Origin of the sequence: Proteiniborus sp. MB09-C3 (assembly GCF_030263895.1) — a bacterium.
GTDB lineage: Bacteria > Bacillota > Clostridia > Tissierellales > Proteiniboraceae > Proteiniborus.
The window spans coordinates 638,098-653,799 of sequence record NZ_CP127161.1 but is presented as its reverse complement, the minus strand read 5'-3'; the positions used below and the strand labels follow the sequence as shown (position 1 = coordinate 653,799).

General features: G+C 32.0%; 21 protein-coding genes. All 21 read right to left on the bottom strand.

Annotated features, from left to right (window positions below):
• Positions 1 to 66: 66 nt before the first annotated feature.
• Positions 67 to 771 (bottom strand): nucleotidyltransferase domain-containing protein, encoded by a 705-nt coding sequence (locus QO263_RS03145; protein WP_285626343.1) that lies wholly within the window; start codon positions 769 to 771, stop codon positions 67 to 69.
• 185 nt (positions 772 to 956) lie between these two features.
• On the bottom strand, positions 957 to 1,889 hold the full coding sequence (locus QO263_RS03140; protein ID WP_285626340.1) for an amidohydrolase family protein: 933 nt from the start codon (positions 1,887 to 1,889) through the stop codon (positions 957 to 959).
• 178 nt (positions 1,890 to 2,067) lie between these two features.
• A complete protein-coding gene (locus QO263_RS03135; protein ID WP_285626337.1) occupies positions 2,068 to 2,631 on the bottom strand; it encodes an NUDIX hydrolase in 564 nt (187 codons plus the stop codon).
• A gap of 788 nt (positions 2,632 to 3,419) precedes the next feature.
• Positions 3,420 to 4,496, bottom strand: a complete 1,077-nt coding sequence (locus tag QO263_RS03130) for a hypothetical protein (protein WP_285626335.1) — start codon at positions 4,494 to 4,496, stop codon at positions 3,420 to 3,422.
• 474 nt (positions 4,497 to 4,970) lie between these two features.
• Positions 4,971 to 5,450, bottom strand: coding sequence for an NUDIX hydrolase (locus QO263_RS03125; protein WP_285626332.1), 480 nt, complete (start codon positions 5,448 to 5,450; stop codon positions 4,971 to 4,973).
• A 398-nt stretch (positions 5,451 to 5,848) separates the two neighbouring features.
• The gene (locus QO263_RS03120) at positions 5,849 to 6,628 is read right to left on the bottom strand and encodes a class I SAM-dependent methyltransferase (RefSeq protein WP_285626329.1); all 780 of its coding nucleotides are present in this window, start codon (positions 6,626 to 6,628) and stop codon (positions 5,849 to 5,851) included.
• Positions 6,629 to 6,921: 293 nt separating this feature from the next.
• The gene (locus QO263_RS03115; RefSeq protein ID WP_285626327.1) at positions 6,922 to 7,077 is read right to left on the bottom strand and encodes an ASCH domain-containing protein; all 156 of its coding nucleotides are present in this window, start codon (positions 7,075 to 7,077) and stop codon (positions 6,922 to 6,924) included.
• A gap of 168 nt (positions 7,078 to 7,245) precedes the next feature.
• Positions 7,246 to 7,659, bottom strand: coding sequence for a hypothetical protein (locus tag QO263_RS03110; protein ID WP_285626324.1), 414 nt, complete (start codon positions 7,657 to 7,659; stop codon positions 7,246 to 7,248).
• A 174-nt stretch (positions 7,660 to 7,833) separates the two neighbouring features.
• A complete protein-coding gene (locus QO263_RS03105) occupies positions 7,834 to 8,451 on the bottom strand; it encodes a cyclase family protein (RefSeq protein ID WP_285626321.1) in 618 nt (205 codons plus the stop codon).
• 108 nt (positions 8,452 to 8,559) lie between these two features.
• Entirely contained in the window at positions 8,560 to 8,835 is a 276-nt protein-coding gene (locus QO263_RS03100) for a hypothetical protein (RefSeq protein WP_285626318.1), read from the bottom strand.
• 430 nt (positions 8,836 to 9,265) lie between these two features.
• The gene (locus QO263_RS03095) at positions 9,266 to 9,736 is read right to left on the bottom strand and encodes a pyridoxamine 5'-phosphate oxidase family protein (protein WP_285626315.1); all 471 of its coding nucleotides are present in this window, start codon (positions 9,734 to 9,736) and stop codon (positions 9,266 to 9,268) included.
• Positions 9,737 to 10,142: 406 nt separating this feature from the next.
• A complete protein-coding gene (locus tag QO263_RS03090) occupies positions 10,143 to 10,391 on the bottom strand; it encodes a hypothetical protein (RefSeq protein ID WP_285626313.1) in 249 nt (82 codons plus the stop codon).
• A gap of 237 nt (positions 10,392 to 10,628) precedes the next feature.
• Positions 10,629 to 11,057, bottom strand: a complete 429-nt coding sequence (locus QO263_RS18975; protein WP_352169698.1) for a GrpB family protein — start codon at positions 11,055 to 11,057, stop codon at positions 10,629 to 10,631.
• A gap of 207 nt (positions 11,058 to 11,264) precedes the next feature.
• The gene (locus tag QO263_RS18970) at positions 11,265 to 11,816 is read right to left on the bottom strand and encodes a UTP--glucose-1-phosphate uridylyltransferase (protein ID WP_352169294.1); all 552 of its coding nucleotides are present in this window, start codon (positions 11,814 to 11,816) and stop codon (positions 11,265 to 11,267) included.
• Positions 11,788 to 12,492: a UTP--glucose-1-phosphate uridylyltransferase gene (locus tag QO263_RS18965; RefSeq protein WP_352169292.1), complete on the bottom strand. Its 705-nt coding sequence runs from the start codon at positions 12,490 to 12,492 to the stop codon at positions 11,788 to 11,790. The genes QO263_RS18970 and QO263_RS18965 overlap by 29 nt, the downstream gene beginning before the upstream one ends.
• Positions 12,493 to 13,028: 536 nt before the next feature.
• Positions 13,029 to 13,214, bottom strand: a complete 186-nt coding sequence (locus QO263_RS03080) for a hypothetical protein (RefSeq protein WP_285626311.1) — start codon at positions 13,212 to 13,214, stop codon at positions 13,029 to 13,031.
• An 87-nt stretch (positions 13,215 to 13,301) separates the two neighbouring features.
• A complete protein-coding gene (locus QO263_RS03075) occupies positions 13,302 to 13,751 on the bottom strand; it encodes a chromosome partitioning protein ParB (protein ID WP_285626309.1) in 450 nt (149 codons plus the stop codon).
• Positions 13,752 to 13,822: 71 nt separating this feature from the next.
• On the bottom strand, positions 13,823 to 14,287 hold the full coding sequence (locus tag QO263_RS03070) for an NUDIX hydrolase (RefSeq protein ID WP_285626307.1): 465 nt from the start codon (positions 14,285 to 14,287) through the stop codon (positions 13,823 to 13,825).
• 81 nt (positions 14,288 to 14,368) lie between these two features.
• Complete coding sequence (locus tag QO263_RS03065; RefSeq protein ID WP_285626305.1) at positions 14,369 to 15,151, bottom strand: hypothetical protein; 783 nt, start codon at positions 15,149 to 15,151, stop codon at positions 14,369 to 14,371.
• Positions 15,152 to 15,201: 50 nt separating this feature from the next.
• Positions 15,202 to 15,465 (bottom strand): class I SAM-dependent methyltransferase, encoded by a 264-nt coding sequence (locus QO263_RS03060; protein ID WP_352169696.1) that lies wholly within the window; start codon positions 15,463 to 15,465, stop codon positions 15,202 to 15,204.
• 44 nt (positions 15,466 to 15,509) lie between these two features.
• Complete coding sequence (locus tag QO263_RS03055) at positions 15,510 to 15,632, bottom strand: class I SAM-dependent methyltransferase (protein WP_285626302.1); 123 nt, start codon at positions 15,630 to 15,632, stop codon at positions 15,510 to 15,512.
• Positions 15,633 to 15,702 lie beyond the last annotated feature (70 nt).

Here is a 15,702-nt window from a genome sequence, read left to right as displayed (position 1 = left end):
ATAAATAGCCCTCAGTTCACACTTTTCTACTAATTTTGAATCAATAAAATCTCCATAGCTCTGATATTACAACCTTTGATATCTTTCGTAGCTAGTAATGTCATAATCTCCTAATTTTTCATGTAAATAGCCACACATCTCAACCCACAATTGTTTTTTCTTACCCTCAAAATAATCAGATTTTAAAAATTCTTTTAACTTATAGCCATAACTTTCATCTATTTCTCCTATTTCCTTTACTCCATACTTCTCATAAACAGGTAATTTATTATGTAACATACATAATAAATCATTCATTTTCTGCAAATTAACTCCTACAAAGAATAAAAAATTATAATAATCGCCTTTATCAAATAAATCTTCCCCATCAGAACTAATTGTCTCTAACCAAAATTTATAGTCTTTTCGGCTATCAATACTTAAGTTACATGAATATTCTTTAACTTTTTCAATAGCTGTTTTTTGAATTTTTTCAAACTTTTTCTCAGAATCAAGTAATACCCTTGATGTCGAGTATATTTTCATTGATACTTTGTCTGTTCTCAATCGATCATAATACTTCCATTCAGGAGAAATGAAATATTCAAATTCTATACCTTCAAAATATTCTCTTCCTCTCATTGACTCATATTCTTTTTCCCATATGAAAAACATATCAATATCTGAACGTGGTCCCATTTCTCCTGTTACATATGATCCAGTTACCATTGCTGCTATAATTTTATGCTTTTTGATCATATATTCAATATATCGTTCTATTATTTCTTTCATATTATTCAGGCCTCCCTTCCTTATGTAAATTAAACCTTAATCTCATCCTAAGGTTGCACCTCTATGCCAATATGTTATTAGAAAATCTACTGGTCCTATAAAGTTTGTAGAAACCCGTCCATCTTAAGCATTATATTTAACCGTACTAATAATAAAAGTATGAATAGCTTGCACTTTGCTTTCAATTACATAAGTCCATTTTGCCGAATCTCATTTAGTTCATATACAGTGAAAATATTGTCCTTATAAAAATCTAAGAACATTCGAGATATACTTACATCAAAAATTAAAATATCGTCAGTATTTATTGTTACTCTTACACCACTATCAAATAAAGTGCGAATAGGATGGGTCTTGTAATCTTGTGATCTGCTAAGAATAATATTGCTGGCTGGACAGATATTAAGTGTAATATTATTCTCAGCTAACCATCTGGTAGTATTTTTACATTTCGCTACAGCTATGCCATGCTGTACTTCATCTAACTCTAATTCTTCTACTGCTTCTCGAACAGAATCTGCATCGCCAAATTCTCCTGCATGTGCACGTAATTTCAAACCATATGATTTTGCTAAACGATATAGTGGTTTAAAATTTGCTATTGGTTGCGCAAATTCATTCCCACAGATATCAATTGATCGATAGAAATTCATATTGAAATATTCAGCACATAAATGTAATATAGAGTCTACATTAGTACCTCTATCTAATGATAGCTCAGGGATAAATTCAATTTCTGGTGCAACATCTTTATGAATTCTGGAAATAACCTTAACAAAATTAGACAAACTTCCATAAATAGTTTCTTCTCCCAGCCCAAAACTTAAGACAAGTTTAGTAACACCGTCATCTTTGGCTTGCTTAAAAGCACCTTTAATTCGTATCTCATAGCCATCTATCCCTTGACAATGGCATCTAACATTTTTTTTATACCACGATTGCATATCATCAAGATCCAAAAACTTACGATTTAAACGTGGAATTTGAACCCCTGCCCATTTTTCAATAAAACGTACATTTCCACCTCTTGGTGCATGATTATGAAGGTCGCCTTTAGGAATTCTCTTAATACCTTCAATGTCATATTGTTCTAAAGCCTCAATGAAGTTGGTTTTCATCTAATCTCTCCTTTTCATCTAACTAGATCAACCTAACTACTATGGATTTTCTAAAAGTCTGTATAAAATGGTATGTATAAACATGTAGTTGCATTCGGTTTCTCAAACCTCACAAAGTTCTGCTTATCTAATACACAATTTAAGAAAAATATGACTAACTACTATATATAATTCATATTTATATTGGTAACTTTTCAATTTTGGATATTATTTTATAATAAATTTTCTTCATATGGGATTCATTTGAGTATATATCTATCTCACTGATTGGTATCCACTTAACAGCACTATTTTCATCTGGCTTAATAATAACCTTCTCATTCTCATCAGCCTGGACTAAATATACTACTGATGCATGTAAGTGTAGTGAAACATACTTTCCTTTTCTAAAATGTCCTAATACGGGTAGAATATCTAATGAAATAATCTTATTAGTGATGGGAATAATATTTTTTACTCCTGTTTCTTCTTTAATCTCTGATATAGCAACGCCTAATAAATTTTCCTCACCATCTGCATGTCCTCCTGTCAAAGACCATGAATTGAATATATTATGATGTACCATCAGTACTTTATCTTTATTCTTATTTATTACAAATCCGGAACTTGTTATATGAATAATTTCATTCTCTCTTTTTAAAATATCGTCAAACACATTTATGTATTTCAATATTATTTCCTTATCTTTTCTCTCTTGCTCGTTGGAAGGAACAAATTCTTCTATTGAGTCAATCCAACTCATATTCTCACCTGCTTTCTTAAATGAGTATATTCAATGCCTATAAAAGAGACCCAGTGACATTGTACCTATTTTTCATTCATCATTTTTATCGGCAAACAAGTTGACAAGCAGTTTCTTTATAAGACTTATATCCAAGCCAGATGTCTCTTCACATATTGTAACAGTATGATTATCGAATGCGGCTTCTACATCAACATCTGTACTTTCTCCTTTTCAGAACATGTAGAAAACTTAAAACAAAATTGTAAAATTAGTCAATAAAAAACAACTGCTAGAGTAATTTTAGCACAATTTTCCTGTTCTTACAATGAATAAAACATCAACAGTCGGCTAACTTTGATACGCTCCCTGATGGAGTTTACTTTTGATTTACGTAGATACGATACACATATGAGGTAGTATCCCTGCAATCTTCACTGATATTGACTGCTTTAGCAAAATGCTTACTCGTTGAAAATATTTCTCATATATCTGTTAATTTTCTTGAAAAAAATATTTGATGCTGACCAGCAGAAATAAAAAACCGTTGTTTCAGCATCTAGGTAGCCATAGTTATTAAGAGGATAGACGAGAAGCAGCGGTTTTGAATCAAATCAAAGCCGCCACTTTTCTATTTCGAAAAAGGAGATTGCAGGAAAGATGAAATTTGAACTTCGATACTCCTCCGTACTAAATAAATATTCAGTTTTTGAGCTAATCACATGACTTCAAGTAAGATCCGACCAAATTATTTCATACTATAAGAAAACTACATAGCAAATAATTATATCCTGTTCGATATATACACTCTATTTTTTTAGACCTAATTCAACTAATTTTATATAATGTGATATATCTTTTATAATTGGATTGAAATAAAAGGATGCATTGCAGCAGCCACATCTCCAGTAGGTATTTCCATCTATTGTATACTCTTGTCCGTGTATACATGTGCCATTTAAACGATTTGAGCATCCATTATCACCCCATAAAAAAATCTGTTTGACAGAGTCTGGACACTCTTTCAAATAATCTAGGCATTTTGATACATTTCTAATGCGAAGATACAAGACAAGTTTTGTTTTATTCGATGACATTAGGTAATGGTACGGTCCTTTTTTTCCTATTTCATTTTCCTTACTATAGTAGGCATAACCAGGCCCTTCGTTCGATTCTCTAGACCCAGCATAATATCCCATTTTGCTAAGCAAATCATCCATAGCATAAACAAATTCTTTCTCTTCCTTTGTATGCATCTTGTCAGCAACTATATCTGCACCATATCCATAATTCACAGTATTCATATCATCTTGAAACAATTTATAATGACAAACAAGAAAATCATTAGTCCGATTTGTTATATAGGCCTTATCTGCCATTAATTTCAGTGCAGTTAACACCTGTGTATTATCAGGATATGATATATAGATATTTTCACGTGCAAGCTTATATTTCTTTAAGCCCTCAAAAGAGAAACCATAATCCTCCAATCTTTCAAAAATGACAGGAATATTTTTAACATCATTTATCGCTTTGAATTTATCTACATCTACAATAATAGTTCCATTACACAAATCACCAGTAATCAAAAGATAATATAATAGCTTAAGTGGACGATATGGCGCATTTCTCGACTCTCGCGCTTCCTTGGTAAAATAATTATACTCCCATGATTTGTGTAAAGGCATTCCAAAGGTTTCTGGTAATTCAGCAATATCACCATATATATTAGTAAACATATTCCAGATTTCTTTAAATGTAGAATCAAATTCTTCCTTTGCTATATGCTTTAAAAAGCAATCATGAATCTCAAGGCTATCAGGCAATCGTACAACCTCATCCTGCCTTACTTTTGCCCACTCCTGTATCCAGTAAATATTCTCCACAATCATACCCCTCCTTTTTCGCAGGCTTTTATTATTGTTTCCACTCAATATCCACATATATAAGAAATATCTCATCTGTTAAATCCAAAATTCAATATCGCCAACTAATAAAACCCGCTATCTATATCCCATAGTAGCACATTAAATATGACACCTGCATGTCATATTATTTCACAATTATGTACTAATGAAACCAATTTTAGAACTGTCATTGAACCAAACTAACAGCCCTCTTCTCTCTTACGACATTGCATCCAGTTAAAAAATGTATCCTGCCAAGCTTCATTCATGCTCGTACCTCAATGCTTTGCTTCATGAACTCACTACCTTACACTTTTATGCAGACATTTTTTATATAAAGCTCCATGCCCCAAATAACTAAGGCTGCCAATGACAGTGGTTCTCAGTCAATCCTTCATGCTATTTCTATTGCAAGATTTCAATTACTAAATTAATTGTTACATTTCAGCAGTTTTATATTATCCGTTGTTCTTTTAGATCCTCATATTTCAAAAGAAATTCTTCAACAATTTCTTTAATTGTAGTGCTTAAATTTGATGGTATTTTATCCAATGAAAAAAATCTTGCGTCTCTTCCTTCACTTAGATCTACTGCTATTTCTCCTGAATAATCATTACATAAATATGTGGCAGTAACATTATAAACTTCATTTCCATCTGGGTATTTGTAATATAATCTCTCACCAGAATAGACATTAAAAAGTTTCAAGTCTTCACAAACCAATCCTACTTCTTCCAGTACCTCACGACATGCTGTTTGCTCAAGACTTTCACCTAGCTCCATTGCTCCACCTGGTAAGCCCCACCAATCTCTATCAATGCGATGATGCAACAAGATTTGATCTTGATCATTTAACAAAATAACGTTTGCTCCACACATAATTATTGGTCTTGTCCCTATTAGCTTTCTTAGCTCCCCAATATAATCTACCATAACCATGCCTCCAGAGTTCATATTATTCAATCACGGTCAATACGAGGAATTTTATATAACATTCTGTGTATTTCTACAATCAGTTTACTACTTTCATGCTTATCTCAGGTTTCGAGAGCACACTGTTCTACGAAGCCACACGTCCCGTGACTCAAAGTATGACAGAGCGTCACACCCTGTACCCTGTAATATATCACTCGACACATGCTGTCCATAATAAACATAAGATTATACTCATAACCTAAATCAAAGTCTATTTCACTTGTAATCAGATTTCTTGTTCATTATCAAGAAAATACTGATATCCAAGCGCCATAAAATCTTTCATGCTTTTGTTCTTATACATATTTCTGATAGATCTAAATATGAACTTTAACATTTTGTTAGGTAATGTATTTTTATGATTTCTTACATATATATAGCCCGTGCTGACTATATCCAATTAGGCTTTCATCCTGACAAGTCATGAAATGATACTCTATCCACTTTCGAAATTCATCATCATTAAATTCTTTTAGCCTATCTCTTAAAGTTCCACCTATTCCATCTGTGGAAATATGGTTAATCTTTTCAATATTAAAAGTACTCATTAAACTCTCCATTTCATGATATGTAGAATAATAAAAACAATCTCTTTCATCCCCGAATTCCAGTCCTGTTCTAACAATATTATAAAGCCCTTCATTATTTATATTATCTTTTTCCCGATTTATGTAATTAACAAAAGTAGCGTATCTATTAATATAAGCAATGGCTAAAATACCACCTTTCCTTAGGACTCTTAAAGCTTCTTCTATACTTTTTTTCCTATCGTCCTCTTTTATAAGATGATATAATGGCCCCAAACATAAAACTACATCATAACTATCATCATTTATCCCGTCTAATTCTAATGCATTACCCAATCTAATATCCATACTTATATCTTTAGCTCTTGATTTTTCCTTCATAATATCAACATGTTTAGAAACTATATCTAAGGCTGTTAATTTGCATCCTTTATTAGCAAAATGAAATGCATATCTTCCAGTTCCAGCTCCAACATCTAAAATCCTAGATTCCTTATTAATCAACTTATCCAAAAAGTATAATGTCGTAATATATTCAATTTTATGAGCATTATCTTTAACTAACCTTATATCTTCATCATAATTTTCATAGTAATCTATAATTCTCATCATGTTCTCTCCTCTCCAGCTTCAATAATTTTATTTCATGTCACATAAAGTCCTAGTCTGTGTGACATATCTGAACCATAGATAGCTCTCATCTTGGCGAAGGAATCTATGCTGACTCTGTTTTAAAGCCTGTCTTTCCGACATGAACAGTTATGCTTTGTTAGATGATGGATAGCGCCTCGCAGAGCCAAGGGATAATGCGGAAGTCATCTCATTAATTTTCTATTACATAACATATAAATGTTATGTCTCAACTATAATACTAAAAATTAGATTTATTTTGCTTATAAAACCTATACTTGATATACTACTTCAAAATCTTCAAAGATCACTGGCATGTCATTTCTAAATTCATATCCAAGTTTATTTCCTTCTTTCTTGAAGAAATTAATATGTCCCACACGCCATGATTCCAATGTATCATCTAGTATTTCGCTCTTATAAAACAAAACCTCGAAGAACACGATATTGCCGTGTCTTATAACGTTCTGAGGGTTAGTGACTTAGGATTTTCTAAAAACAATTGCTCTCCGATGTAGCTTTATATGAAGTCTACATTCCTCACCCAATATTAACCTTTTCTATCCTTGTATGTTTAATAGTTTCTAAAATAAACTCTACCTTTTTTGATGTATATGTTTCCCTATCATCTGCATAACAATTCCAATTACAATAGACAAAAGAATTACGCCAATCCAAATTTCAAATCCAGGATGATGCCGAAGTCTATATACTTCTTCTGCCTTCATACCTTCAACAATCTTTCCTTCATTAAATCCCTTTATCAACCTTCCAAGATAGTTCCCGACAAAAATGCCAACAACGATTCCTGTAGTCATAAATGCTGAAACAAATCGTTTATTTAAGAAAAGCAGCAATAGAGCAATCGCGCCTAAAAACAAATAGAAATTCCAGTTATGCGCTGCCCATTCGAATAGATATTCTGTATTCAAAACTGTAAATGCTAGCAAGGCAATCACTACTAAAATAAAGACCTCAATAATCGCATAAATGTATTTATTTCGTTTCATAGTTTCACCTCTTATATTATAGTTACCCTCTGAACTTCTTACTTTATAAATTCTGGTGGAGCTCCACTCCCCGTGAAGGGATATGTTGCACATCATTGCCCTAGGATTGTGCCCTAGCGCATCCTTACGCAAATGTAATGCTATATGCTGTTATCACCATTTTTCAATGCTAAACTAAATTTTTGCTATGACTCTTACCATAGAAGCTTCCGCTCTTATTTTTAAAGGAAAAGCTATTATCTCAAACTTTTTTATATGTAACAACTCTGATAAATTCGTCATGTTCTCTATTATAAGTATATTATGATTAAAGAACATTTTGTGAACTTCAAATGGATATCTGTCAGGCGACGGTATATCTATTCCTAGCATCTTTATCTTTTTCTCGATAAAAAAATTTGCTAATTCTTTATCTATTATAGGATGTTTTGTGTAATATTCTTCTGTTCCATATTTATCACTATGATTTGTATACAGTAGAACAATGTCATTCTCAGATACTATATCTGAATACTCTTCTTTATATGCAATTACATTTTCTTCCCTGACATCTAGTAAACATCCCTTTCCTATAAAAGTATCTAAAGCTATTTCATCTATGAATATTTCTCTATTAGTCAAATGCATAGGTGTATCAATATGGGTACCTGCGTGCATCCCTATTTCCAATCTAAAGTTGTTGTATTTATCAGCTTTTAAAAATTTATCTTGATAAAGCCTAACAGAATCATCATATGGATGGACAGGCATATCATTAATAATGTTATGACTTAAGTCTATAAGTTTAGTCATTGTAGTTATCACTCCTGCTTACTAATTTCATTACTAGTCCACATACAATATCTCTAACTTCTTCAGGAGACTTTTATGTCGTGTTTATAGAATGATTAGACTGTAATTTTATAATTTGATTATTGAATTGAGAGGTGAAAATCTCATAAACCAAGTGCCAAAATCAATTTTTGTCACCTCTGCACCTCTCTCAACAGTTAAATTAACATATTTTATAACCTTATATCCCAATCCATAATATTCTGCTGAGCCACCATCTTTGTACCTTACTATAGGAATCGCAAAGATCGGAGGTCTATTTGCCTTTGCTAAAGAAAAATCAGTAATCAAGAAAGTGAGCCAAATAATTACTATTATACTTATGATAACTTTTCTTCTTCTCATTATATAACACCCCTCGTAATAATCTTCTACTTGCTTTACAATATTCTACAAATAGGTACTCCAAAAAGAAAATTTGTGAAAATAAATGGAGTATGATAAATATTCATCAAAATTCAATATTCACTTAGTTCCTTTGGTATTTTAAATAAATTCCCTCCAGTTATAGAAAATGTATAAAGCCATAAAGCTATACCAATAACCGCATGCGAAAAAGTCATATTTTTCAACAAATACATCATAAATAACTTCTCAAATGTATGATCAAACGAGGCCTGAAGCATTAAGGTGGTTGCTCATGGCTGCGAACATGCGGATATCAGGTGATTGCACTTAGGCTTTGGTGTGTCTGGAAACACATTGTTACACGTAGTATTAAATATTAAAACTCTTTAAAGGTGTAATTGGAAATATTACGATTGAAATTTAAAAATCATGGTACAGGGATAATATCAAAATCGAATGGGAAATGTTTAACTTCTTTTTGTTGAAAATTTACTTTATAACCTACTCCATCTTTATAAAAAAATCCTTCCTTAAGTTCAATTTTTACATAACACATATTTTCATCGTTCTCATTATTATGTGCGAAATACCAAGACTCAAATACTTTTATTAATTTATCTCTAATTTCTTTATTTTCCGTTAGTAATGGATGTCCAATATTATAACCATTTCCGCTAAAACGATATAGCTTATTGCATAGTGAAACTTGACTATTGATTTTCAATTCCTGAACCTTTTGTGACTTTGAATATGTAACTACATAAAATGAATTATTTTCATAAAAAGTATCTACGAACCGAACTGATGGTGTATTATCTTTTACAGTAGCCATTGCAAACTGATAGTCTTTTGCAAATAATTCATTCATAACCTGTATAGCTTTTTCATAAACATCCATTTTTTATCCCCCTTCAAATTTTTATTTTTCTATATGTTCTTAAATGATCTCTTTTTCATCATTATAAGTAATTTAGAATAAAATAAAGCTACAGAGCATCGCTCAAACTAATATTGCGCAGAACGTCCCGTATTTGCGACATCCTTGAGTTGGACCCCAGAGATTTATCCTCGCTCCCGGTGAAGGGATGTGGTGCACACCTCCCATCATATAGGGGTCATTGTCCACAAAGTTTTCTATGTAAACATGTAAATTTCTGGCTTGTCTGACATAAATTCTCGCCATAAGGCAATAGATCGGTGAAGCCATTCTCGCCTGTTGCTATGCCCTAGAATATAATCCGAGTGAAATACAATATGGTTGATACCCAGAGCCTCTGCAGTGGCAAAAGATTGGTTGCATAATGCTATAATATCTGATATAGAGCCTCTGCAAGCATCTTTAAGTTCGTTCCGAGAATAGTTCCATGAAAAATAAGCTTGTTACATCCCTGAATCAATCCAACACACCGGTCAAATAACGTTTTACCTTCATTGCCTTTATAGCATTTAGAATTAAAGTACACATAGTCATCTAACTCAATGCCAAACCCAAATTTTTTTGAAACTTCCGCCGCATTTGGATCGTGAGTGTTTAAATAAAGTCTATCCTTCATAACTTTCACTCTTATTCAATTTATTCTGATTGAAACCTAAACAATTTCTTACTTCGTGGACTGGTAAAAGGAAAATAAATAATCTTATTTCGCATAATCCAACAAACATGTAATATTTCGCTCTTATGAAACAAAACATCAAAGAACACGATATCGCTATGTCTTATAACATTCTTAGGCTTGGCTATGTCAGGTTCTTCCAAAACAAGTGCTTTTCGATGTCGCTTTATATGAAGTCTATATTCCTCGCCTAGTACTACCCTTTTCCATCCTTGCCTGTTTAATAGTTTCTAAAATAAACTCTACCTTTTTTGATGCATATGTTTCTCTATCATCTGCATATTCCTTAGCAAGTGTTCTTTTTAGTGTTTCATATTCATCCTTAGCATCTTTATTTTGTAATAAATAATCCCTAAGTAAAATTTGATTTTCCCAATTTTTGTCTCCGTATTCTACAATATGTACATGATGTGTTTTATTTTTTTCATCACCTTTTGAAAAGAAAAATCTTTTACTTTCACCTAGTGACCCTTTGTATTGATACCCCAGATTTGCAAGTGGCTCAATACAATTAAATCCATCGTCAAGTTTCTTTACCCCAATTACTATGTCAATAATAGGCTTAGATTCAAGGCCTGGAATTGAAGTGCTTCCTACATGCTGAATATCTATAATATTTACCTATACATTTTATTAGTTCTTCTTTCTCTTTTTCAAATAATAAAGTCTACTGTTCCGAATAGGGACTTAATTTAACAACTCCTTTTGGTAAACCTATCATATTACTCTTCCTTTCTCATCCTTGTTAAGTGATGGACCATGTCCTATGATTCATGGTATGCCCCGGACGGTGGTACTCTCAAAAAATTACCTTTATAATTCCACACCATTCTTCTTGAGCAGTTTTCTTGCACTTTCCAGCGAATCTACACCTGTGGCATTTTTTATAGGTGCAAATTCTCTTTCTCTAACTACTTCAAAAGGTAAACAACTATCTAAAAGATGAATCATATCCAATGCAAGCTCCTCGAATTTATATCCATTTGGATTTTCAGGTACAATATATTGTCCATCCTTGGTTAGATATGGAATCCTTTTCTCTACTACATGAATAGGCATTCTTGTATTTGAAATGTTCTCCAACTTATCAACACGGAAAAGATAATTCAGAATAACACCAAAACAGTAACTTAACCTGCCATCTGGATTTTTCTTATGGTTCATTTCATCTGTCATCTCATAATATTCAATAATTGAGGGCTTACCATCCTCTAAACATAAGACTCTCACTCGTTCGCAAGGATCATTCTTTCTAACTACCTTGGCACCACTGGCACAATCTGAATAAATCATTGCCCCAATAAAGACCGGATCTGCAATTCGTTGAAGAACATTATCAACCGCAAATATATTTAGCCCATTCAATGCCTCGTCTCTGTAAATCCTCTAGCAAACCTGCCTTCATCATTGATGAAAACCATCCTCCATTACCATTTGGAGATAATGAAAGTTGATCAGGTTCTTCCATAAGTATCCTTCCTTCAAAATCCACCGATACTGCCATTTCTTGAACAAAAAATGTCACATATTCTTCAGGATATCCGAAAAAGTCATGTTCCTTGAGAAATGTAACGGTTACATCGTGGTTCTTCTCACTCGTCATTATATAGAAGGGAATCCATACACCTACCTTTTTTGTTACCTCCATAATGTTCTTAAATAACAGTTCAAAAATATACAAATCTTTGGTAATACCTATATTCACCATCCCTTTAGGACCTTCGCAACCAAGTCTCGTTCCCTGTCCACCAGCTAAAAGAACTGCACCAATTTTTCCCACTTTGATCCCTTCAAGACCAATTTCTGAAAACTTATTTTCATTCATTTCTATTTGTTTCAGACTCATACCCTTAATTGGCTCAAAGTATCCACGCTTGTGCTTTTTCTGTCCTTCAAGAGCTATGTCTATAAGCTTCCAATCAACCTTTTCTATCTGTTTTGCAAATTTGTTCTTTTGTTCTCCTGGCAAGCTATCATAATAAAACAAAAGATGTTCTTGCCCGTATCTTTTTAATAAAGTTATCAAATCTTTTCTATCCAAAAACATCATACCCCTTAATATAAATAATGATTGTTTTATATACTTACACAGACTTATCTCATTATTGATTATACTACCATTCCATTTATTGCAGAGAACAAACAATCGATTCTTTCGTGTCTTACGCATTTTCTATACATAAAATGACTGGCAATTTAACTTGCAAAAATACTTCTTTGGACTTTAATACTTCACAAATTTTTTCTATAATTATTGAAACATCTTCTACACAGTCAAGAACAATATCATTTTCTACTTCTGTATGTCGCAATGTCCTTTTATGTTATCTATCGATTTACCTGAAAATATTGCTCAATTATTTTAGTATTTAATTTCATTTGATCCATACCTCCAAAGTTAAAAGTCTTACCTGACGTTCTCCTGTCTGAAACGTCCCACTATCTGTCTGTCACGCAATGAGACAGTATTTTGAGGGTAAGAATATAAAATCATTGCCATGCTGGGTTTTGCGCTCTGAAAGCCGCAGCTAGGAGTGAGTGCCTATAACATGGAACTCAAACTAATCAGCAAATTGTTTACATCTTTTTATTGGATTCTACTAATATACAGATTCCCTCACCTAACAATCCCATCAAACAAGCAATACCAAAGATTTTTATTAGAACAAGATTTAGATTGGATGAGCTAAATATAAGAATCCCTAATGCCGTAACGGCTGCCAATGCAATGATTAGAAATATGTATTTTAATTTTGGGACCATATCATACCACCTTTCCAAATACGTGTTTTATAAATTTCCTTGGTATAAGCTTTTTTTATATGTAATCTAGATATAAACAACAAAAAACTATATAAAACAATTGTACTCAGTATTAAATCTCTGATAATCTTCATAATCTGTAATCCAAACAATAGCATAATATTCCGTAATATAACTTCTAACAAGGGCTTCATACCGATGATTACCATCATTTAAAACAAATTTACCTTTACAGTAATTAATAATAAGTGGCGGCATGTCCCATCCATCTTTATATCTATTGATAATAGAACAAACTCTCTCGTTAAATCCTATTTCATCAATTTTGTATTTAATATTTTCCTCTGGACCACAACATCTTTCGAATAGTTTTAATGGTATTTTTATTGGCCCTATGAAAAATCTTTTTTCAAGCTTCAATCCATCTGAAAGCTCAAAATTATCGCCTTCGTCATGCAGAAACATATGTATCCACTCTTCAATTTTATCTCTTTTTGAATACTCAAATGCTTCTGACAAGGTACATAGACTATTCATTAACCTCTACTCCTTTAACTACATGAATCACTCTTTTCATGAATAGTGAGATATTTATATTTTTCACAGTTTTACATTTGAATTACCTCACTATATTGGATTTTATCTCTACAATTATCAATAACTAATTTTCTGATATCAATAATTTCATCTGGAAGGTCATTTATTTTGAACCACCTTAATTCTGAGCATTTATCTGGCTCCATGATTTTAGGTATGCCATCATACCTATTAACGACAAAGTAAATATCATAATATGTTCTTCCTCCATTATTGCTAACACGATGAGACAAATGAGCAAAAGATAAATCTGTAATGTTCACATCTATCCCTAACTCTTCTGCACATTCTCGCACAACAGCCATTCTAGCTGTTTCACCTTCATCGACATGTCCACTAGCTGCTATATCCCACTTCCCGTCTTGGTAGCCAGTATTTTTTCTGCGATGCAATAGAATTCGCTCGCTACCATCGCCATCTTCCTTCTGTAAAATAATTGGAAATATTGCTGATAATGACTTAGAACGCTCTCCCATTTTTTTCACCTCTACAAATTACTAATAATTTCTTTAATATAATGTTAGAAGATGTAGTGACATCTGTTACCTTATAATCCTCTAACATTTTAATTTATATATTTCTTCAATTTCTTTTATTAGTTTATTGCAAGCCTCTTTTGCTTCTATAGTCTTAATGCGAATATCATTTAGTGAAGAAATCTTATAATAATCTTCAAGCCAATTTGTCTCTTTTTGAGGTATATGATTAGATATATGTATGAAATGTAAATTATGATACTTTGGAGTATATTTTATCCTTACTAATTCAACGAGTGGATCTGCTACATATTTAAGATAATAAATAAAGGCTTCAGGATAATTATTACGCTCAACATATTTAATTACCCTTGAATGTTGCTTATATTTACTCCTAATTTCATTTATAGCTTTCTGTATTAAACTTAAATCTATCTGTTCATCATCTTTTAATATTGTGATAACACTTGACTTGTCAAATATTACTTTAGGAAATTCAAGTATGTCCCCTTCAACAAATTTGACCTCATTCCTATCTCTGCTGTGACTTTGTATGCAAAAGTCGATTATAAGATATTCGCTAGTTCCTTCAATATGGTAATAGTTTTGATGAATTTTAGGATGTTTATGATCTACATTGAATTTAAAAGCCAATTTACCTAGCTTTGAAAATTCCTCTTCGGCAATTTGAAAAATTATATCTTCAAAACCATCTTCTACATCAAGCCAAATATCTATATCTGAATATTCATCAACAGCATTTAATGCATCTGCACCTTCTAACCAATATGCATGAACTTCATTCATAGATATAAATCTATCTTTAATTAAATTAATTATCATGTCTCTATCTATCTTACTCATGTTCGCTTTCTCCCATCTGTTAATTAGTTGTCATATAACTTCCCCAGCATTTACAATATACCTAAACTTGACCATACCTGTTGCATAGGGTTGTCTACAAAATTAAGTGGATATTCTTCTTCTATGTATAAATTCCCACCAAACTTTAAAACTTCCTTAAATCTATTTAAAGCTAGAATCTCACTTCCTTTTTTAGAATTAATGGCACATAAAGTATAGTTGCAAACTAAAAAATCTATAGAGCTTTCTTCAATATTACTTAATTCACATCCATCTGTTTTGATAAATCTAATATCCACATTATAATCCTTTATTTTTCTTTCTAATTCTTCAAAATTACCATCATATATATCAGTAGTTATAAGTTTAGCCCTCTGAAATTTTTCAACGCTTTAGCTAATTCTATAGTGGTTCCACCTCTTCCTGTACCAACTTCTAAAACTGTTTTATTTGTAAAATCTAATTCAGTAAAGTCAATCATTGTCATCTCCCTTATTTGTATAAAATAATATATGATAGTTGTGCAATATTTCCCTTTTACATAATATTCA